General features: G+C 61.8%; 16 protein-coding genes. 5 read left to right on the forward strand and 11 right to left on the reverse strand.

Features of this window, described 5'->3' with window-relative positions:
* Positions 1-130: 130 nt before the first annotated feature.
* From ACVWVP_RS08485 to ACVWVP_RS08500, 4 genes are read left to right on the forward strand one after another with little or no spacing between them, the layout of a single operon-like run.
* A complete protein-coding gene (locus ACVWVP_RS08485) occupies positions 131-946 on the forward strand; it encodes a MetQ/NlpA family ABC transporter substrate-binding protein (RefSeq protein WP_259172827.1) in 816 nt (271 codons plus the stop codon).
* Positions 943-2,058: a methionine ABC transporter ATP-binding protein gene (locus tag ACVWVP_RS08490; RefSeq protein WP_457405234.1), complete on the forward strand. Its 1,116-nt coding sequence runs from the start codon at positions 943-945 to the stop codon at positions 2,056-2,058. The genes ACVWVP_RS08485 and ACVWVP_RS08490 overlap by 4 nt, the downstream gene beginning before the upstream one ends.
* Positions 2,048-2,692: a methionine ABC transporter permease gene (locus ACVWVP_RS08495; protein WP_027607841.1), complete on the forward strand. Its 645-nt coding sequence runs from the start codon at positions 2,048-2,050 to the stop codon at positions 2,690-2,692. Before ACVWVP_RS08490 ends, ACVWVP_RS08495 begins: the two co-directional genes overlap by 11 nt.
* A gap of 39 nt (positions 2,693-2,731) precedes the next feature.
* Positions 2,732-3,358, forward strand: a complete 627-nt coding sequence (locus ACVWVP_RS08500; protein WP_457405237.1) for a class I SAM-dependent methyltransferase — start codon at positions 2,732-2,734, stop codon at positions 3,356-3,358.
* A gap of 91 nt (positions 3,359-3,449) precedes the next feature.
* Here ACVWVP_RS08500 and ACVWVP_RS08505 read toward each other — a convergent pair whose 3' ends face one another.
* The 4 genes from ACVWVP_RS08505 to ACVWVP_RS08520 form a co-directional block, all read right to left on the reverse strand.
* Complete coding sequence (locus tag ACVWVP_RS08505; protein WP_457405239.1) at positions 3,450-5,606, reverse strand: glycoside hydrolase; 2,157 nt, start codon at positions 5,604-5,606, stop codon at positions 3,450-3,452.
* Between the two features lie 196 nt (positions 5,607-5,802).
* Positions 5,803-8,868: an efflux RND transporter permease subunit gene (locus tag ACVWVP_RS08510; RefSeq protein WP_178924372.1), complete on the reverse strand. Its 3,066-nt coding sequence runs from the start codon at positions 8,866-8,868 to the stop codon at positions 5,803-5,805.
* A complete protein-coding gene (locus tag ACVWVP_RS08515) occupies positions 8,865-9,935 on the reverse strand; it encodes an efflux RND transporter periplasmic adaptor subunit (RefSeq protein ID WP_457405242.1) in 1,071 nt (356 codons plus the stop codon). The genes ACVWVP_RS08510 and ACVWVP_RS08515 overlap by 4 nt, the downstream gene beginning before the upstream one ends.
* The gene (locus ACVWVP_RS08520) at positions 9,932-11,014 is read right to left on the reverse strand and encodes an efflux RND transporter periplasmic adaptor subunit (protein ID WP_457405245.1); all 1,083 of its coding nucleotides are present in this window, start codon (positions 11,012-11,014) and stop codon (positions 9,932-9,934) included. The genes ACVWVP_RS08515 and ACVWVP_RS08520 overlap by 4 nt, the downstream gene beginning before the upstream one ends.
* 170 nt (positions 11,015-11,184) lie before the next feature.
* Here ACVWVP_RS08520 and ACVWVP_RS08525 point away from each other — a divergent pair, with 170 nt between their 5' ends.
* Positions 11,185-12,345, forward strand: coding sequence for an AAA family ATPase (locus ACVWVP_RS08525; protein WP_457405247.1), 1,161 nt, complete (start codon positions 11,185-11,187; stop codon positions 12,343-12,345).
* Between the two features lie 164 nt (positions 12,346-12,509).
* Here ACVWVP_RS08525 and ACVWVP_RS08530 read toward each other — a convergent pair whose 3' ends face one another.
* From ACVWVP_RS08530 to ACVWVP_RS08560, 7 genes are all read right to left on the reverse strand, one after another.
* Positions 12,510-13,364, reverse strand: coding sequence for a transporter substrate-binding domain-containing protein (locus tag ACVWVP_RS08530; RefSeq protein WP_259172835.1), 855 nt, complete (start codon positions 13,362-13,364; stop codon positions 12,510-12,512).
* A complete protein-coding gene (locus ACVWVP_RS08535; protein WP_259172836.1) occupies positions 13,361-14,137 on the reverse strand; it encodes an amino acid ABC transporter ATP-binding protein in 777 nt (258 codons plus the stop codon). Before ACVWVP_RS08535 ends, ACVWVP_RS08530 begins: the two co-directional genes overlap by 4 nt.
* On the reverse strand, positions 14,134-14,793 hold the full coding sequence (locus tag ACVWVP_RS08540) for an amino acid ABC transporter permease (protein ID WP_457405250.1): 660 nt from the start codon (positions 14,791-14,793) through the stop codon (positions 14,134-14,136). The genes ACVWVP_RS08535 and ACVWVP_RS08540 overlap by 4 nt, the downstream gene beginning before the upstream one ends.
* Positions 14,774-15,439 carry an amino acid ABC transporter permease gene (locus ACVWVP_RS08545; RefSeq protein WP_123717046.1) on the reverse strand — a complete coding sequence of 222 codons (666 nt, stop codon included), beginning with the start codon at positions 15,437-15,439 and terminating at the stop codon, positions 14,774-14,776. The genes ACVWVP_RS08540 and ACVWVP_RS08545 overlap by 20 nt, the downstream gene beginning before the upstream one ends.
* Positions 15,440-15,934: 495 nt before the next feature.
* Positions 15,935-16,717: a MetQ/NlpA family ABC transporter substrate-binding protein gene (locus ACVWVP_RS08550; RefSeq protein ID WP_124384617.1), complete on the reverse strand. Its 783-nt coding sequence runs from the start codon at positions 16,715-16,717 to the stop codon at positions 15,935-15,937.
* A 252-nt stretch (positions 16,718-16,969) separates the two neighbouring features.
* Positions 16,970-17,881: a sigma 54-interacting transcriptional regulator gene (locus ACVWVP_RS08555; protein ID WP_259172839.1), complete on the reverse strand. Its 912-nt coding sequence runs from the start codon at positions 17,879-17,881 to the stop codon at positions 16,970-16,972.
* Positions 17,882-17,931: 50 nt separating this feature from the next.
* The gene (locus ACVWVP_RS08560; protein WP_457405254.1) at positions 17,932-18,513 is read right to left on the reverse strand and encodes an alpha/beta hydrolase; all 582 of its coding nucleotides are present in this window, start codon (positions 18,511-18,513) and stop codon (positions 17,932-17,934) included.
* Positions 18,514-18,691: the final 178 nt, after the last annotated feature.

Raw genomic sequence — 18,691 nt, forward strand, 5'->3', positions numbered from 1 at the left:
GAGCTGGCTTGCCTGCGATAGCGGTGTGTCAGCAAAAGCACCTGCAACTGATAGACCGCTATCGCAGGCAAGCCAGCTCCCACAGTGGACCGCATTGTTAATACCGACACCTTATGACTGGAAAATGATGATGAAAAAAACACTGCTCACCCACCCAGTCAAAGCACTGGCCCTGGCGTTTGGTTTGTTCAGCTCGGCCGTCTTCGCCGCCGATGCACCCCTGAAAATCGGCACCACCGCCGCCTTCGCAATCCCCCTGGAAGCCGCTGTGGCCGAGGCCGGCAAGCAGGGTTTGAAAGTCGAGCTGGTGGAGTTCACCGACTGGATCGCCCCCAACGTCAGCCTGGCGGCCGGCGATATCGATGTGAACTACTTCCAGCACATCCCGTTCCTGGAAAACGCCAAGGCTGCCGCAGGCTTTGACCTGGTGCCCTACGCCCCGGGCATCATCAACAACGTCGGCCTGTATTCGAAGCAGTACAAAAGCATCAACGACCTGCCCCAGGGCGCCAGCGTGGCCATCGCCAACGACCCGATCAACAGCGGGCGTGGCTTGCAACTGCTGGCCAAGGCCGGGCTGATCACCCTCAAGCCGGGCGTGGGCTACAAGGCCACCGAAGAAGACATCGTTTCCAACCCGAAAAAGATCAAGATCCTGCAAGTCGAGGCCGTGCAACTGGTGCGTGCCTATGACGACGCCGACCTGGTGCAGGGCTACCCGGCGTACATCCGCCTGTCCAAGACCTTCGACGCGGAGTCGGCGCTGCTGTTCGACGGCCTCGACCACCCGGAATACGTGATCCAGTTCGTGATCCAGCCGAAAAGCAAAACCGACCCGCGCGTGATCAAGTTCGTCGACATCTACCAGCACTCGCCGGTGGTGCGTGCTGCGCTGGATAAATCCCTGGGCAAGCTCTACCAGGTCGGCTGGGAAGATAAAAAATGACCGCCGCCCACGCCCAACTGCGCGACCTGGGCTTGCCGCCCAGGGACGCCGAGCAGACTGAACTGCACCCCGACCTGAACCGTGCCCATGTACGCTTTATCAACCTGGGCAAGACCTACGACGACGCCGTGCATGCCTTGCAAGGCATCGACCTGGCGATCCAGCGCGGTGAAGTGTTCGGCATCATCGGCCGCAGCGGCGCCGGTAAGTCGTCGCTGATCCGTACCATCAACCGCCTGGAGCAGCCCAGCAGCGGACGCGTGCTGATCGACCAAGTGGACATCGGCGACTTCGACGAAGACCGCTTGGTGGCGCTGCGCCGGCGCATCGGCATGATCTTCCAGCACTTCAACCTGATGTCGGCCAAGACGGTGTGGCAGAACGTCGAGCTGCCGCTGAAAGTGGCCGGCGTGCCGAAATTGCAGCGCGAGCAGAAGGTGCGTGAGCTGTTGGAACTGGTGGGCTTGCAGGATAAGCACACGTCTTACCCTGCGCAGCTGTCCGGTGGGCAGAAACAACGGGTGGGCATCGCCCGCTCGCTGGTACACGACCCTGAAATTTTGCTGTGCGACGAGGCCACCTCGGCCCTCGACCCGGAGACTACCCAGTCGATCCTCGGCCTGCTGCGTGAGATCAACAAACGCCTGGGTTTGACCATCGTGCTGATCACCCACGAAATGGCAGTGATCCGCGAGATTTGCGACCGCGTGGTGGTGCTCGAACACGGGCGTATCGTCGAGCAAGGCCCGGTGTGGCAAGTATTTGGCAACCCGCAGCACGAGGTCAGCAAGACCCTGCTGGCGCCGCTGCAACATGGGCTGCCGGAAGAACTGCAAAACCGTTTGCAAGCCAGCCCGACGTCGGCGGAGGCCGCGGTGGTACTGCGCTTGCAGTTCACCGGCAGCGACACCGATGAGCCGGACCTGGCTGCGCTGTTCAGCGCCCTCGGCGGGCGGGTGCGCTTGCTGCAAGGCGGCGTGGAACGCATCCAGGGCCACGCCCTCGGGCAACTGCTGCTGGCGGTGAGCGGCTCGCCCCACACGCCCGAAGAACTGTGCACCCGCGCCGGCAATTGGGCACAACACGCAGAGGTGCTGGGCTATGTGGTTTGATCGTTTAGTGCAGGGCGCCATCGACACCTTGCTGATGGTGGGCGTGTCGTCGCTGATAGCGTTGCTGGTGGGGATTCCGCTGGCGGTGTTCCTGGTGACCAGCGACAAGGGCGGTATTTACCAGGCGCCGACGCTTAACCGCGTGCTGGGGGCGTTCGTCAATCTGTTCCGCTCTATTCCGTTTTTGATCCTGATGGTGGCCTTGATCCCCTTCACGCGGCTGATCGTCGGCACCACCTATGGCGTATGGGCCGCCGTCGTGCCGCTGACCATCGCCGCCACACCGTTCTTTGCGCGGATCGCCGAGGTGAGCTTGCGCGAGGTCGACCATGGCCTGATCGAAGCCGCACAAGCCATGGGCTGCCGGCGCTGGCACATCATCTGGCATGTGCTGTTGCCAGAAGCGCTGCCGGGGATTGTCGGCGGGTTCACCATCACGTTGGTGACCATGATCAACTCGTCGGCGATGGCGGGGGCGATTGGCGCAGGTGGGCTGGGTGATATCGCCTACCGCTATGGTTATCAGCGCTTTGATACGCAGATCATGCTGACGGTGATCGTGTTGTTGGTGATTCTGGTGGCGGTGATTCAGTTGGGGGGTGATCGGTTGGCGCGGGTGTTGAACAAGCGGTGAGGTATAGTCGGGACATCTCAGCGCCCGGTATCACTTGCCATGTCCCTCAAACCCGACGACCTCGACCAGATTACCTCCACCACCCTCGGCCACTACAACAAGGTGGCCGAGGACTTCCGTGAAGGCACCCGCGATCATGATGTGAGCCAGAACATCGACGCGCTGCTGCGGCATATCCAGGGCACGGCGCCCTTTACTGTGCTGGATTTCGGCTGCGGGCCGGGGCGGGATTTGCAGACGTTCACGCGCATGGGGCACATCGCCGTAGGGCTGGACGGCTCAGAGCGCTTTGCGCAGATGGCGCGTGAAGACAGTGGCTGTGAAGTGCTGCAACAGGACTTCCTCAAGCTGGACCTGCCGGCCGAACGCTTCGACGGGATCTTTGCCAACGCCGTGCTGTTTCATGTTCCCAAGCAGGAGTTGCCGCGCGTGCTCAAGCAGCTGCATGGGGCGTTGAAGCCTGGCGGCGTATTGTTCAGCTCCAATCCTCGGGGTGAGAACCAGGAAGGCTGGAATGGGCCACGGTACGGGTCTTATCACGACCTTAAAGCGTGGCGGGTGCTGTTGACCGAGGCCGGGTTTGAAGAGCTGGAGCATTACTATCGGCCGGCGGGGTTGCCTCGGGAGCAGCAGCCGTGGTTGGCGAGTGTGTGGCGAAAAATTTAGATTTTTTGCGTCTGGGCCGACCTCATCGCAGGCAAGCCAGCTCCCACAGTTGGAATGCGTTCCCCTGTAGGCGCTGGCTTGCCTGCGATAGCTATTTCACCTGGTACACCACTGGATCTTCGCCCACCACCAACGCCGTCACACTGCGCTCGGCAAAATTGGCGATCAACCGCGTGCCATCTGCAAAGGTGGTTTCCTGCACACGCCGATCAGCTGTCAGCCACCGAAAGCCCGTCATTTCCTGCGTGGCCAAGCGTTGATGCAACGGGCGGAAAAACGCGTCCTGGCGTTGAATGATGGGCAATCGCTGCTTAACCGTCCCGGCACTCAGGTGATACAGCGGCGGCACGTTGTAGAGCAGTTGGGTCAACTCGTTCTCTGCCCGCACATTGCTCAGCTTCAGGCTGTCGAACAGCCAGTGATGCGTGGTGATGACCGACCCGTGGAACACCGCCTGGTACAACGGCAGGCGCATACTCGGCTCGAAATACACCGTGCGAAACGGCTCCTTCAACGGCACTTGCTTGAAGAACACCGCAGGTTGCTCCGGCGGGTACCAGTTACCCACGTAATAGGGTGATTGCTTATCTTTGGTCATGTCCTGGTCACCCCAGCCCATCACCGGAGTCTGCATGCCATGGGCAAACAGGATGCCCTGGGCGGTGATGGCGTTGCCGTCTTCGGAACCGGCCGGCAGCTTGAGCACCGTATTGATCCACCGGGAGGCGTCGATATTGCCTTGGGCATTCTGTGCCTGGGACATCGGCGCGCTGTCGCGATAGCTGTCGAACACCATGCTTGTCGCGTACGCAACGAGGAACCAGGCGTTGAAACCGGACTTGGCCTGCACGGCCTTCACCCGGTCTTCCAGCAAGGGCCTTACGCAACGGGGGTCGGTGTAGTGGCCCGATTGCTGGAAGCCGGTTTTCAAGGTGCCGCTCTTCAACACGATCGCGCAGTCGCGGTAGGCCTTACTGCCCAGGTGCGCGGTGGTCCAGTCCGGGTTTTCGGTGGCGGACAAGGCGGTTTCATAGGAGTCGTAGGGCGCCATGAGGTAACCGGCAGCGACACCTGAGCGAATCGCTTCGGGGTGCCAGAGGCCACCTTCCCAGCCTTCGCCAAGGGTCAGCAACAGGCGTTGCAGGCCGGATTGACGCAGCGTCTCAATCGTCTGGCCGCCCCAGGTTCCCGGCGTATCACTCAATGCTCCGGCGAACGCCACGGCCAATTCGGCGCGCAGCTCGCCGTAGCGGGCAGCGAGCTGCGTCATATCGGGTTCCTCGACCTGCCAGCGCTGCCGGGCTTTCTTGTTGATCGCGGCGTTAAGGCCCCGGAGCAACACGCCCTGCTCGTAGCGATTGAGCGCCGACGTCTGCGCCAGAACCTTTGCCGCCTCCTTGTCCAGCAAGCCTTTGAGTTCATGGCCACGCAAGCGCTTGAGCAACAGCGGCCAGTCACGCACGTCGCTCGATGCCAGCAGATCATTGCCCCACAGGTACACATGGCTGGCGCCCAGCAGTTTTTGCGCTTCGGGCGTTTGCCGAAACTTGTCTGCCAACGATTCATAGCGGCCCTGCTCCACCAACCATTGGCGATAGCGCTTGGCACCGGCCAACGGGTCGGCGTCGCCCAGGTGCAACAGCAGGGTCATCGGTGCAGAGGGATCGAGCGAGGTGAACTCATGGGCCAATGACAGGACCATGCCTTCCTGCCAGTGCAGGCGGTTGTTGTAGGGGTTGGTCAGCAGCCAATTCAGGGTGAAACCGCCATGGTCCAGGCCCCAGAGGGGCAGGCTGAGGTCCTGGGTGGTGTTGAGCTCGCCCTGGTCCAGCAGGAAGGCCTTCCACACCGGGTTATCGGCCGGCACGTAATGCCCTTCGGCCAATGGCCACATCACACCGCGTCCCATGGCACTGGCCGGTTGCTGGAGGATCGCCAGTGCGCCGGGCTCCCGTGCGTGGAGGGACAGCAGCAAGTCACGTTGCTCAAGGGTGGCAGTGATACGAAAGGCGCCCTCATCCCACTGCCAGCTGGCCTGCTGCTGATTATGTGAAAGTTGACTGACGACGTGCGCCTGCACGCCGCTTGAAGCCTGCACCGACGACTGGCCGCTGGGTGTGACGCGGATGCCCAGGGTGGCGGGGTCGAGCTCGACGCGCCACTGAGGGTTTTCCAGGACCGTGGCAGCAGAGACCAGTGGAGAGAGAAGGAGCGTGCAGGCCAGTAGGAAATGATGTTGCCAGTTCATGGTGCTCATCCTGTGCCGAAGGGGGGTCGAGGGTAAAACACCCGGGGGCTAGCAGGAGGAACGAAAGGTATTTCGAGATACTTCCTACAGCATAAATATCCAACTGTGGGAGCGGGCTTGCCTGCGATAGCGGTGCGTCAGCCACTCATTCGCTGACGGGTAGACCGCTATCGCAGGCAAGCCAGCTCCCACAGGTTTAACCACGTTTTTCCTGATGTTCCTGCTTCGGTTCGCGGATCTTGTACCAGGCCACATACAGCGCCGGCAGGAACAACAGGGTCAGCAACGTGGCAATGATGATGCCGCCAATCATCGCGTAGGCCATCGGCCCCCAGAACACTTCACGGGCGATGGGGATCATGCCCAGGCTCGCCGCCGCCGCGGTGAGCAAGATCGGTCGGCGCCGGTGCTCGGTGGCTTCCACCACCGCGTCCCACGGCGTGTAGCCAGCCAGTTCGTACTCGTGGATCTGCGTCACCAGAATCACCGAGTTGCGGATGATGATGCCGATCAGCGCCAGGATGCCCAGGATCGCCACAAAGCCCATGGGCGTGCCCGTGGGAATCAGCGCCAGCACCACGCCGATCAAGCCCAGCGGCGCGACGCTGGCCACCAGGAACATCTTCTGCACGCTGTGCAACTGGATCATCAGGAAGGTCGCCATCAGGAACAGCATCAGCGGCACCACCTTGGCAATCGGCCCCTGGGCCTTGCCGCTTTCTTCCACGGTGCCACCGGTGGCGACCTTGTAGCCCACCGGCAAGCCGGCGCTGAATTGCTCGATGGTCGGCGCCAGCTGCTTCACCAGGTCGGTAGGCTGCATCTCGTCGCGCACCGAGGCCTTGATGGTGATGGTCGGCTTGCGGTCGCGACGCCACACCAGCGGCTGTTCCAGCTCGTACCGCACGGTGGCAAACGCCAGCAGCGGGATCGACGTGCCGTTGGGCGTGACAATCTGCAGGTTCTGCAAGGTTTCCGGGGTGCCGCGCTCGGCATCTTCGGCGCGGCCGACCACGTTGATCAGGTAGATGTCATCGTGCACCTGGGTCACCGAGGCGCCGCTGACCACGCTGTTCATCAACTGCGCCACGTCTTCCGACGACAGCCCCAACTGGCGCGCCTTGTCTTGCGCAATGTCCACGCGCAGCACTTTGCCCGGCTCGTTCCAGTCGTAGATGATCTCGCCCAGGTGGGTGTTTTTATCCAGCAGGGTCGCCAGCTCGATGGCGTGCTTGCGCACCTGGTCGATGTCTTTGCCCGACACGCGATACTGGATCGGCCGCCCCACAGGCGGGCCCATTTCCAGTGGCTGCACGTAGCTGCCGATACCGACGAAGTCATCACGCAGGCGTTTTTGCAGGCGCGCAATCAAGGCGCCGCGTTCTTCCAGGCCCTTGCTCACGATCACCAGCTGCGCGTAGTAAGGGTTTTCCAGTTGCTGGTCGAGGGGCAGGTAGAAACGAATCGCACCCTGGCCGATGTAGGTGCTCCAACGGGCGATGTCCGGATCGTCCTTGATGATCGCTTCCAGGCGGTCGACGGCCTTGCGCGTCTCGTTGATCGAGGCGTTTTGCGGCAGGTTCAGGTCGACAAGGATTTCCGGGCGGTCGGATGACGGAAAGAACTGGTTCTGCACGAACTGCATCGAGAATACAGACGCCACGAACAGCGCCACGGTGATACCAATGGCCCACCAGCGGTTGCGCATCGCCCAGAGCATGCCGCCGTTGAACGCGCGGCCAATCCGCCCCGGCTCGGCATCGTGGGGTTTCACGTTGGCACTGAGAATGTGCACGCCGATCACCGGCGCGAACAACACCGCCACCACCCACGACACCAGCATCGCCACGGCAATCACCGCGAACAGGGTGAAGGTGTACTCGCCCGCCGAACTGGCGTTGAGGCCAATCGGCACAAAGCCGGCCACGGTCACCAGCGTACCGGTGAGCATCGGGAACGCCGTGGAGGTGTAGGCGTAGGTCGCCGCCTGTTCCTTGGTTTCGCCTTTTTCCAGCCGTGTGATCATCATCTCCACGGTGATCATCGCGTCGTCCACTAACAGGCCCAGGGCGATGATCAGCGCGCCGAGCGACACCCGCTGCATGGTGATGCCGCTGTACTCCATGAACACGAACACCAGCGCCAACACCAGTGGAATCGAGCAGGCCACCACCAACCCTGCGCGCATGCCCAGGCTGATGAAGCTCACCACCAGCACGATAATCACGGCTTCGAACAGCGCGCTGGTAAAGCCGCCGACGGCCTCTTCCACCACTTCGGCCTGGTCGGACACCTTGTGCACGCCCACGCCCACCGGCAGGTCGGCGGTCAGCTCGTCCATGCGCTCATGCAGGGCCTTGCCGAACGACTGGATATTGCCGCCCTTCTGCATGGCAATCGCCAAACCGATGGCTGGCTTGCCATTGAAACGGAACATCGGCCGCGCCGGGTCGACGTAGCCACGGCTGATCTCGGCAACATCCGCCAAGCGATAAAAGCGGTCGTTGAGCCGCAGGTTGACGTTGGCCAGGTCTTTCTCCGAGGCAAACTGCCCCGAGGTACGCACCGAAATCCGCTCCGGCCCGGCCTCGATCACCCCGGCTGGCGTGACCGCGTTCTGCGATTGCAGGCTCTGCACGACTTGGCGCTGGTCGATCCCCAAGGCGGCGAGTTTGCGCGTGGAGAAATTCAGGTAAATCACTTCATCCTGCTGGCCGATCATCTCGACCTTGCCCAGCCCCGGCACCGAACGGATCTCGGCGCGCACCTGCTCCACGTAGTCGCGCAACTGGCGCATCGTCAGGCCGTCGCCAGTGAACGCGTACACCGAGCCGAATACGTCACCGAACTCATCGTTGAATGACGGCCCCTGCAAACCCTGGGGGAAGGTGCCGCGAATGTCGTCGATTTTCTTGTGCACCAGGTACCAGATATGGGGGATGTCCTTGGCGCTGGTGGTGTCCTTCAAGAACACGAACACCGTGGACTCACCCGGCCGGGTGTAGCTCTTCACGTAGTCGAGGGCGTCGAGCTCCTCAAGCTTTTTCTCGATGCGGTCGGTGACCTGCTTGAGGGTTTCTTCCTGGGTCGCGCCCGGCCAGCGGGTCTGGATCACCATGGTCTTGATGGTGAACGAGGGGTCTTCCTCGCGGCCCAGGTTCATGTACGAGAACACGCCCATCAGCAGCGCGACGAACATCAGGTACCAGACGAAGGACTGATGCTTGAGGGCCCAGTCGGATAAGTTGAAGCTCCCTTTCATCGCGGGCTGTCCTCGTCGATTTTGACTTTCTGCCCAGGCTTCAGGCTGTTCACGCCAGCGGTGACAATGCGCTCACCGGGTTTGACGCCGCCGTTGAGCACGGCACTGGCGCCATCGCGGCTGACGACGGTGACGTCACGTGGTTGCACGGTCTGGCTTTGGGTGTCGAGCAGCCAGATTCGCGTCTTGCCGTCGACCTCCTGCAAGGCACTCAGGGGCAATTCGATACGCGGCGCAATGGCGGTGCTCAGGGTCACGCTGATCGCCGTGCCCAGGCGGAATGCAGGCGGTGTCTCGGCCAGGGTCAAGCGCGCGCGACGGGTGCGCGTGGCGCTTTGGGCCTGAGGCTCGATCTCGCGCACGATGGCGGTGGTGTGCACGTTGGGGTCCAGTTGCTCGGCGACCAGGAACACCACGTCGGGCGGCAGACGCTCGGCCAGCCCGGCCGGCAGATCAATCACCGCTTCCTTGATGTCCGGGCGGGCCAGGGTCACCACTTGCTGGCCGGCGCTGACCACCTGGCCAGCCTCGGCATTCCAGGCGGTGACGATGCCGGCGTGGTCGGTGCGCAGTTCGGCGTAGTTGAGCTGGTCCTTGGCCTGGTTGACCGAAGCCTGGGCCTGGTCAAGGGACGCCTGGGTGGTTTTCAGGTCGGTCTGGGCCACGTCCAACTGGGCCTGGGCACCGACGCCACGGTTAAACAGCTCTTGCTGACGACGGGCATTGGCCTGGGCATTGATGTACTGCGCCTGCACCCGGGCCAGGTCGCCCTGGGCGGCGCGCAACTGGTTCTGCTGGTCGGTAGGGTCGAGCACTGCGAGCAAGGCGCCCTTCTCCACTTCGGCGCCCACATCCACGGCGCGGCGGGCGATGCGGCCTGGCACACGGAAACCCAGGTTGCTCTCATAGCGCGCCTGGATGGTGCCCGCGAAGCGACCGAGGTTTTCCTGGTCTTCGGCTTTCACCTCCATGGACAGCACCGGGCGCACGGGCTCCGGTGGCGCCTCTTCCTTGGAGCACGCGACCAGCAACAGGCTGGCGGCGAGCACCGCCGTCAGGCGCTTCATGGCTGGACTCCTTGCTGCGCTATCTCGACCACCATGCCGGGGTGCAGCAACTGCCCGCCCGCCACCACGACCTTTTCGCCGCCCTTGAGTCCATCGGCAATGATCACTTTGCCCGTGAGGTACCGCGCCACCGTGACCTTGTGCAATTGCGCCTTGCCGTCACCGTCGATCAACCACACGGCCGGTTCGTTGAGGTCTTTGGTGAGCGCTGCCCAGGGCAGTTCGATGCTGGGTTTGGCCGGGCCATTGGCGGTGGCGCTGACCACCGAGCCCAGCTCCATGCCTTTAGGCAGCGCCTGCAGGGCAATCTTCACTTGCACGGTGCCGGTGTTGGCGGCCACGGCTGGCGTGACTTCGCGCACTTTGCCCACGGCCTTGATGCTGGGGTTCTCCAGCAGGCTGACGGTGATCGGCGCGTCGGGTGGCGGCTCCACCAGCAGCGACTCATACACGTTGAACACCGCATCGCGCTCGCCGTCCTGGGCCAGGCTGAAGATCGGCACAGTGGCCTGCACCACCTGGCCCACTTCGGCCTGGCGCGCAGTGATCACACCCGGCGCGTCAGCAATCAACGCGGTGTAGCCCAGCTGTTCGCGGGCATTGGCCAATTGGGCCTGCGCGGCAGCCAGCGCGCTTTGGCTGCTGCGCAATGCAGCCTGGGCGGCGTCGTATTCACTGCGGCTGGTGTAGCCCTTGGGCAGCAGCTTTTCCTGGCGCACAAAGGCGGCGGCAGTCTGTTTGACTCGCGCCTGCTCGGCCACGACCTGGGCCTGGGCGGAATCGACGTTGGTCTGCAGATCCTTGGGATCGAGCTTGGCCAGCACTTGCTTGGCGGTCACGCGGTCGCCGACGTCCACCATGCGCTGGATGATCTTGCCGCCGACGCGGAAGGACAGGTCGGTTTGCACCCGGGCCTGGACATCGCCCGTGAGGGTGACCGCTGCGGCAAAGTCCGCCGACTGCACGGTTTGCACAAACACCCGGGAATGGGCCTTGGGTTCGGCCTTTTCCTGGCCGCAGCCGCTCAACAGCGTCAGTAGGCCAAGTCCGAAGATCAATGTGGAAGTACGACCGCCCATGCAGGCTCCTTATGCGTGATGCCGACGTGCCAGTGTGTATGCGACTGTGAGCTTAGATCAGGGTTCCACGTTGCAGGTGTACAACTGGCGAAGACTCAAGATATTTCCGACACTCATCCTCTGTGCTCTCACAGGTAACATGCAGTCTTCCTTCAATCGCGGCACCTCTCATGCTGAAAACCCTCGCGGTGGCCAATTACCGCTCGATCAATAAATTGGTGGTGCCCCTGGACCGGCTCAACCTGGTCACCGGCCCCAATGGCAGCGGCAAGTCCAACTTGTACCGCGCCCTGCGCCTGCTGGCCGAAACCGCCCAGGGCGGGGTGATCAATGCATTGGCCCGGGAGGGTGGGCTGGACTCCACCTTCTGGGCCGGGCCGGAAAACATCAGCCGACGCATGCGCAACGGCGAGGTGCCCATCGAGTCCACCGTGCGCCAAGGCGTCAAGCGCCTGCGCCTGGGGTTTGCCGGGGACGATTTCAGCTACGCCATTTCACTGGGCTTGCCCGAGCCAAGCTTGTCCTTTTTCTCCCTCGACCCGGAAGTGAAGAAGGAATGCATCTGGGCCGGCCCTATCTACCGCCCAGCCAGTCTGCTGGTGCAGCGTTCGGGACCGATGGTGCGCGCGCGCGACGGTCGAAGCTGGGATGTGCTGGCCCAGCACACCCCCAACTATCACAGCCTGTTTGATCAGGTCGGTAGCCTGCGCGGCTCGCCGGAAGTGTTGCTGCTGCGCGAAAGCATCCGTGGCTGGCGTTTTTATGATCACTTTCGCAGCGATGTGGATGCTCCGGTGCGTCAGCCTCAGTTGGGCACACGCACGCCCGTGCTGCATCACGACGGGCGCGACCTGGCGGCCGCCTTGCAGACGATCCGGGAGATTGGCGACCCCGAGGCGTTGCAGCGGGCCGTCAGCGATGCATTCCCCGGCGCACGCTTGAATATCCAGCCGTTGCAGGGCGGGCGTTTTGCGATTGAGTTCTATCAGGAAGGCTTGCTGCGGCCGTTGTCGGCGGCGGAGTTGTCGGACGGGACCTTGCGCTACTTGCTGCTGATCGCGGCGCTGCTGACGCCACGGCCGCCGACCATGATGGTGCTGAACGAGCCGGAAACCAGCCTGCATCCGGACCTGCTGCCGGCGCTGGCGCGCTTGATCATGCAGGCGTCCCATCACTGCCAGGTGTGGGTGGTGTCCCATGCCAGCCGCCTGATTGCGGCGTTGCAGCAGGATGAGGGGTGCAATTCGATTGTGCTGGAGAAGGTGCTGGGAGAGACCCAGATCGTTGGGCAGGGGATTCTGGATGCGCCGGCGTGGCATTGGCCGGAATAGTCATCGCCTGCAAGGGCCTCTTCGCGGGCAAGTCGAATCGTCGCACCGCAGCTCCCACATTTGACCGAGTTCCACCTTTGGAATGCGGACAACTGTGGGAGCTGCGGTGCGACGATTCGACTTGCCTGCGATAGCGGTAGATCAGCCACTCAATAACTGACTGATCAACCCTGCCACTTACCGCCTTCAACAATCACGCTCTCAGGCTTGGTGTCATCGCTCAGCTCTTTGCGCACATATTGGTCGTACAGCTTGAGCAGGAACTTCTCCTCACCCAACTTGGCCAACTCGGCATTCACCCAGTCACGCAGTTCGGTGTTGCCTTTCTTCACGGCTGGCGCGATCGGCGCTTCATCGCCGAGTTTCTGTTCCAGCACGCGGTAGCCCGGGTTCTGCTTGGCCCAGCTGAACAGCACCAGGTTATCCTGGGCATAGGCATCGCCACGACCTGCCGACAGCGCTTGCAGCGATTCGGAGTTTTTCTCGAACTTGAGCAGTTTCCAGTCTGGGTGGTTCTTGGTCAGCCAGATATCGGCGGTGGTGCCAGTGGTGACGATGGTGGTGCGGGTGGCCAGGTCATCCAGGCTTTTCACCGCACTGTCGTTTGGCACCAGGGCCTGCACCGCGACTTTCAGGTTGGGGTTGGTGAAGTCCACCGCTTCCTTGCGCTCCGGGGTCACGGTCATGTTGGCGAGGATCAAATCGACCTTGTCGCTTTGCAGGAACGGGATTCGGCTGGCGGGCTCGACGGCAACGAACTCGACCTTGTTCTCATCGCCCAGCAGGTCCTTGGCGAATTGGCGGCCGATGTCGGTATCAAACCCGACGTAGCGGCCCGCTTCGTTCACAAAACCGAACGGCGGTTTGTCGGTGAACACGCCGACGATCAGTTTGTCGCGCGCCTTGATCTTATCGAGGTAGCTCGCCGCAGCGGCAGCCGGTTTGGCAGGCTCTTCGGCCTTTTTATCGCAGCCGGCCAGCAGTGCGACGGCCAACAGTGGCAGCAGTAACTTTTTCATATCAGCTCCAGTTCCTTGGGTTTCTTGGGCAGTGTTGAAACAAAGGAGAACTTCTCCAGGAACTGCTGCGCGCGTGCGGTTTGCGGGTTCGTAAAGAATGCCTCAGGGGTGTTGTGTTCGAGGATGCACCCGGCCTCCATAAACACCACGCGGTCGGCGACGGCGCGGGCAAAGGCCATTTCGTGGGTGACGATCAGCAGGGTCATGCCATCACGGGCCAGGCCTTGGATCACTTCCAGCACCTCCTTGACCATCTCCGGGTCGAGGGCGGCGGTGACCTCATCAAAGAGCATGACCTGGGGGTTCATGCACAACGAACGGACGATGGCGATGCGTTGCTGCTGGCCGCCGGAGAGCTGGCGCGGGAAGGCGTCGCGCTTGTCGGCCAGGCCCACGCGCTCCAGCAGTTTTTCGGCCTGCTCGCGGGCTTCGCGAGGGTCGCGCTTCTGCACTTTCAGCGGACCGAGCAGGATGTTATCGAGCACGCTCATGTGCGGGAACAGGTGGTAGCTCTGGAACACCATGCCGATGTCCTGGCGCACCTGGCGCCAGTCGGTTTTTTTATCCAGCAGCTCATTGCCGGCAAAGCGCAGGCTGCCGCTGTGGGCCACTTCCAGCCCATTCAGGCAACGCAGCAGGGTGCTTTTGCCACAGCCGCTGGGGCCGAGGATCACCACCACTTCGCCGCTTTGCACGCGCAGGTCGATGCCCTTGAGCACCTGCGCTTCGCCGAAGTATTTGTTGAAACCCTGGAACTCGATCAATGCGCTCATGCTTGGGCCCAGCGCCGTTCCAGCACCTTGGAGGCAGCCGACAACGGGTAGCAGATAAAGAAGAAAAACAGGAACAGCACGCCGTAGATCAACACGGATTCATAGGTGCGCTCGATGATTTGCTGGCCAACCTTGATCACATCCACCACGCCAATCAGCACCGCCAGGGAGCTGGTCTTGATGATGCGCGTGTAGACGTTGATGGTCGGCGGGGTCATGCGCTTGAGGGCCTGGGGCAGCAGTACATAGCCGTAGAGTTGTGGGTCGGACAGGCCAATCGACAAGCCGGCTTCGCGCTGGCCACGGGGCAGCGAATGCAACGCACCACGCACCACCTCGCCCACTTCACTGGCGCCCCACAGCGACAGCACCAGCACTGCGCACCAGAAGCTCGGGAGGCTCAACCCGAAGAAAATCGGCAGGCCAAAAAACAGCAGGTACAACCACACCAGCACCGGGATTGCGCGGAACAGCTCCAGGTACACCCGCAGCACGGCGTTGATCAGCCGGTTGTTCAAGGTGCGCAGCACGCCGTACAACACGCCGCCGACGGTGCTGAAGGCGATGCTCAGCAACGAAATCGACAGGGTTTGCGCGGCGCCCTTGCCCAGTTGCGGCAACGATACCCACAACAACTCAAGACCCGAACTGGCCATGCTGGAGCCTCCTTTCCAGGCGGCTGAGCAGCAGCGACAACGGCAAAAACAACAGCACGCAGATCAGCGTCAGCACGGCGAGCATTTCGTAAGTCTTGTAGTAGAGGGCGATGTAGCTCTTGGTGGTGTAGAGAATCTCCGGCACCGCCACGGCAGACACCACGGTGGTCTCCTTGAGCAGGAAGATGAAGTTGGCGAACAGCGCCGGCAGGCTGAGGATGCCGGCCTGGGGCAGGATCACGTGGCGCAGCAGTTGCCAGTCCGACAGGCCAATGGACTTGCCCGACTCGATCTGCGCCAGCGGCACCGCTTCCACGCCCGCGCGCAGCACTTCGGTGAGGTAGGCGCCACCGAGGAACGTCATGGTGATGATCGCCGCCCAGAACCCGGAGATATTCAAACCCAGGGCCGGCAGCGCGAAGTAGACGAAAAACAGTTGGATCAGCAGCGGCGTGTTACGCGCCAGCTCTACGTACAGCGCCACCAGGCGCGACACGTAGGGCGTGCGAAACACCAGCAGCGCGGCGTTGATCAGCGCCACCAGCAGGGAGGTGGCAATGGCGATCAGGCCCACTTGCAGCGTCACCCCCACGGCTTTCAGAAACGCCGGCAAGGTGCTGAGGATAAAAGCGAAATCGAAGGTCATTGGCAATCCATGACGCCGCAGGGGTAATGCAGCGAGCGCAATCCAGACCGGCGTGGGTAACGTCGGGTAGCGCGAACTTTAAAGGTATAAAAATTAAAATTTAAATACCTAAATAGCATATTGATATCACCCAAAAAGATAACCCCCGGATTCGCGGGTTTGACAGGTGGCAGCTATGGTCTTGGGGTCGCAGGAAAGCCGTTTCGAGGGAATGAACCATGAACGAAGCGAAACCGATTGACCCGCAAGAACTGGTGAAGTGGTTGGTGGCGCTACGCAGGGCCATCAACAGCCGCGCTCTTTAATCCAATGAAGACCAAAATGTGGGAGCGGGCTTGCTCGCGAATACGGTGGATCAGTCAACACATCTGTTGCTGACAGACCGCTTTCGCGAGCAAGCCCGCTCCCACAGTTTTGATTGTGTTCCAGTCATAAAAAACGCCGACACTATGAAAGCCGTCGGCGTTGAAACCTTGAAGGGGGTTTTGGGTTACATCAGAACGCCGGCACGACTGCGCCGTTGTACTTCTTCTCGATGAAGGCTTTGACTTCCGGGCTAGTCAGGGCCTTGGACAGTTTCTGGATAGCGTCGCTGTCCTTGTTGTCCGGGCGAGCCACCAGGAAGTTCACGTACGGGGACTTGGCGTCTTCGATGATCAGCGCGTCCTTGGCTGGGTTCAGGCCGGCTTCCAGGGCGTAGTTGGTGTTGATCAGGTCCAGGTCAACCTGGTCCAGCACACGTGGCAGCAGGGCCGATTCCAGCTCCTTGAATTTCAGGTGTTTCGGGTTGCTGGCGATGTCTTTCGGGGTGGCCAGGGCGTTGGTCGGGTCTTTGAGGGTGATCACCCCGGCCTTCTGCAGCAGCAACAGGGCACGGCCGCTGTTGGAGCCTTCGTTAGGAATGGCAACGGTGGCGCCGTCTTTGAGTTCAGAGATGTTCTTGATCTTCTTCGAGTAGCCGCCGAACGGTTCAACGTGCACGCCGACCACGGTCACCAGGTTGGTGCCCTTGCCCTTGTTGAAGTTTTCCAGGTACGGCAGGGTCTGGAAGTAGTTGGCGTCCAGGCGCTTCTCGGCCACTTGCACGTTAGGCTGCACGTAGTCGGTGAAGACTTTGATTTCCAGGTCCACGCCTTCTTTGGCCAGGGTTGGCTTGACCAGCTCGAGGATCTCCGCGTGCGGGATCGGGGTGGCAGCCACCACCAGCTTCTCGTTGGCCTGGGCGAAGCTTGCAGTCAGGGCAGCCGCCAGTGCGGTAAACAACAGAACCTTTTTCATGCAGTGTCCTTATCGACATTCCGGGGCGTCTCTGACGACCGTTTTTATAGGGTGTGCCAGCGAAATGCTATCGCGGCGTGGGAGTGACAATACCTAGATTTTTTATTCCCGAATAATATCTTTTATTCACGTTGATATTCCATTTTGTTCATACAACTCCCTCTCCCCACCTACCTGTAGGAGCCCGGCTTGTCGAATCGTCGCACCGCGGCGATGGCGCCTTGAAGACCGCCATCGCCGGCAAGCCGGCTCCTACAGGGAGGCGAGGTAGGCTTTGAGGGCCAAGCGGTCAGAGGGGCTCGCTGCCTCGACAATCCGCTGCACCTGCTCCAAAGGCGAGCCCGCCGCCGGCAAGTTCAAATGCTCGGGCAAAATCTCGTCGCCACTGCTCACCAGCAACGCGAAGTGAATGACGTTTTCCAACTCGCGGGTATTGCCCGGCCAGCTGTGGTGTTCCAGCACGCGCTGGGCGGCTTCGCTGATCAGCGGCACCGGCAGGTCCAGGCGCTGGCTGTAGATGCCGAGGAAGTATTCGGCCAGGGACAGGATGTCACCGATGCGCTCACGCAACGCCGGTAGCTCCAGCTGGCCCTCGCTCAGGTAATGGAACAACCGCTCATGAAATTTGCCCGCCGCCACGGCCTGGGCCAGGTCGATGCTGGTGGCGGCCACCAGGCGCACGTCCACGGGGCTGGGCTGATGGGCGCCGACGCGGGTGACTTCGTGGTTCTCAAGGGCGGCGAGCAATTTGACCTGGATCGGCAACGGCAAGTCGCCGATCTCATCCAGGTACAAGGTGCCGCCATTGGCTGAACCAAACCACCCGGCCCGGCTGCTGGCCGCGCCACTGTGGCTGCCGGCGGCATAGCCGAACAACTCGGCGTCCGCATAAGTGGGGCTGATCGCTCCGCAATTGACCGACACAAACAAACCGCCGCGATCACTGCCACGGTGGATATGCCGCGCCAACAGTTCTTTACCGCTACCGGTCTCGCCACGAATCAACACGGGCAAGGCACGGGGGGCGAGGCTTTCGAGGTCTTCGCGCAGTTGGCGCGAGCGTGGGTCGACGAATACCAAAGCCTTGGCGCGGATGCTCAGCGGGCTTTTTTCGGCGTCGGGGAAGGTCAGCAAAGGCTGGCCGTAGGTTTCATGCAGACTCATGGCAGGCTCCCGCCCCAGATCCACTCAAGGGACGGGGCGTTGAAAAATGTTCAGGCAGTACGCCGGGCGTGGTGCTCAAGGCGGTGTTGCAGGCGATAGAGGTAAGCGAAGCCCTGCTCCCAGCGCTGGTGGCCGGATTTCACATTGATATGGCCGGCGCCTGCGAGGATGCCGGCTTCGGCGCCCCAGTTGCGCGCCAGTTCCAGGGCCCGGGGAGCGCTGACGGCGCTGTCGTTGTCGGAACTGACCACTTGGCTGGGGAACGGCAACAGGTCGGTGGGAATCGGCGCAAAGTTGCGCAGGGCGGGGGCACAGGCCGGGCGTTCGACATCGGCGGGCGCCACCAGCAAGGCGCCGCGCACCTGACGCAAAAACTGCACCGGCGCGGTGGCGGCCCAGTGCGCTACGGTGATGCAACCCAGGCTATGGGCGATGAGGATCACCGGCGTGCTGTCGGCCGCGATGGCCTCGGCCAGCGCTGCCACCCAGTCTTCGCGACGGGGTGTCAGCCAATCGGCCTGCTCCACACGCGCACTGTTGGGCAGGCTTTTCTGCCAATGACTTTGCCAATGATCTTCTGGCGATCCTTGCCAGCCCGGCACGATCAGGTAACGAATCAACTCGCTGTGCATGGGTGTGCCCTCCTGCAGCGTTTAACGTTGCTGACCAGTATAGGGACGAGGTTTATATTCGTTAAGGAATAAGAAGCTATTTATTAATAACCAAAAACCACGTTAGATCCAGCAACCGTTCAAGGGTATGCATCAGGGAACCCGACACCTACGTGTCGGGATGAAACCGTCGCATACA

The sequence above is a fragment of the Pseudomonas sp. TE24901 genome, from assembly GCF_054058375.1.

Bases quoted from the DNA above. Each gene is read 5' to 3' on its own strand.
- ACVWVP_RS08550 (WP_124384617.1), bottom strand. From the start codon at position 16,717: ATGAAAAAGGTTCTGTTGTTTACCGCACTGGCGGCTGCCCTGACTGCA.
- ACVWVP_RS08545 (WP_123717046.1), bottom strand. From the start codon at position 15,439: ATGACCTTCGATTTCGCTTTTATCCTCAGCACCTTGCCGGCGTTTCTG.
- ACVWVP_RS08555 (WP_259172839.1), bottom strand. From the start codon at position 17,881: ATGAGTCTGCATGAAACCTACGGCCAGCCTTTGCTGACCTTCCCCGAC.
- ACVWVP_RS08515 (WP_457405242.1), bottom strand. From the start codon at position 9,935: ATGAAGCGCCTGACGGCGGTGCTCGCCGCCAGCCTGTTGCTGGTCGCG.
- ACVWVP_RS08495 (WP_027607841.1), top strand. From the start codon at position 2,048: ATGTGGTTTGATCGTTTAGTGCAGGGCGCCATCGACACCTTGCTGATG.
- ACVWVP_RS08505 (WP_457405239.1), bottom strand. From the start codon at position 5,606: ATGAACTGGCAACATCATTTCCTACTGGCCTGCACGCTCCTTCTCTCT.
- ACVWVP_RS08535 (WP_259172836.1), bottom strand. From the start codon at position 14,137: ATGAGCGCATTGATCGAGTTCCAGGGTTTCAACAAATACTTCGGCGAA.
- ACVWVP_RS08500 (WP_457405237.1), top strand. From the start codon at position 2,732: ATGTCCCTCAAACCCGACGACCTCGACCAGATTACCTCCACCACCCTC.
- ACVWVP_RS08530 (WP_259172835.1), bottom strand. From the start codon at position 13,364: ATGAAAAAGTTACTGCTGCCACTGTTGGCCGTCGCACTGCTGGCCGGC.
- ACVWVP_RS08520 (WP_457405245.1), bottom strand. From the start codon at position 11,014: ATGGGCGGTCGTACTTCCACATTGATCTTCGGACTTGGCCTACTGACG.
- ACVWVP_RS08490 (WP_457405234.1), top strand. From the start codon at position 943: ATGACCGCCGCCCACGCCCAACTGCGCGACCTGGGCTTGCCGCCCAGG.
- ACVWVP_RS08560 (WP_457405254.1), bottom strand. From the start codon at position 18,513: ATGCACAGCGAGTTGATTCGTTACCTGATCGTGCCGGGCTGGCAAGGA.
- ACVWVP_RS08525 (WP_457405247.1), top strand. From the start codon at position 11,185: ATGCTGAAAACCCTCGCGGTGGCCAATTACCGCTCGATCAATAAATTG.
- ACVWVP_RS08540 (WP_457405250.1), bottom strand. From the start codon at position 14,793: ATGGCCAGTTCGGGTCTTGAGTTGTTGTGGGTATCGTTGCCGCAACTG.
- ACVWVP_RS08510 (WP_178924372.1), bottom strand. From the start codon at position 8,868: ATGAAAGGGAGCTTCAACTTATCCGACTGGGCCCTCAAGCATCAGTCC.
- ACVWVP_RS08485 (WP_259172827.1), top strand. From the start codon at position 131: ATGAAAAAAACACTGCTCACCCACCCAGTCAAAGCACTGGCCCTGGCG.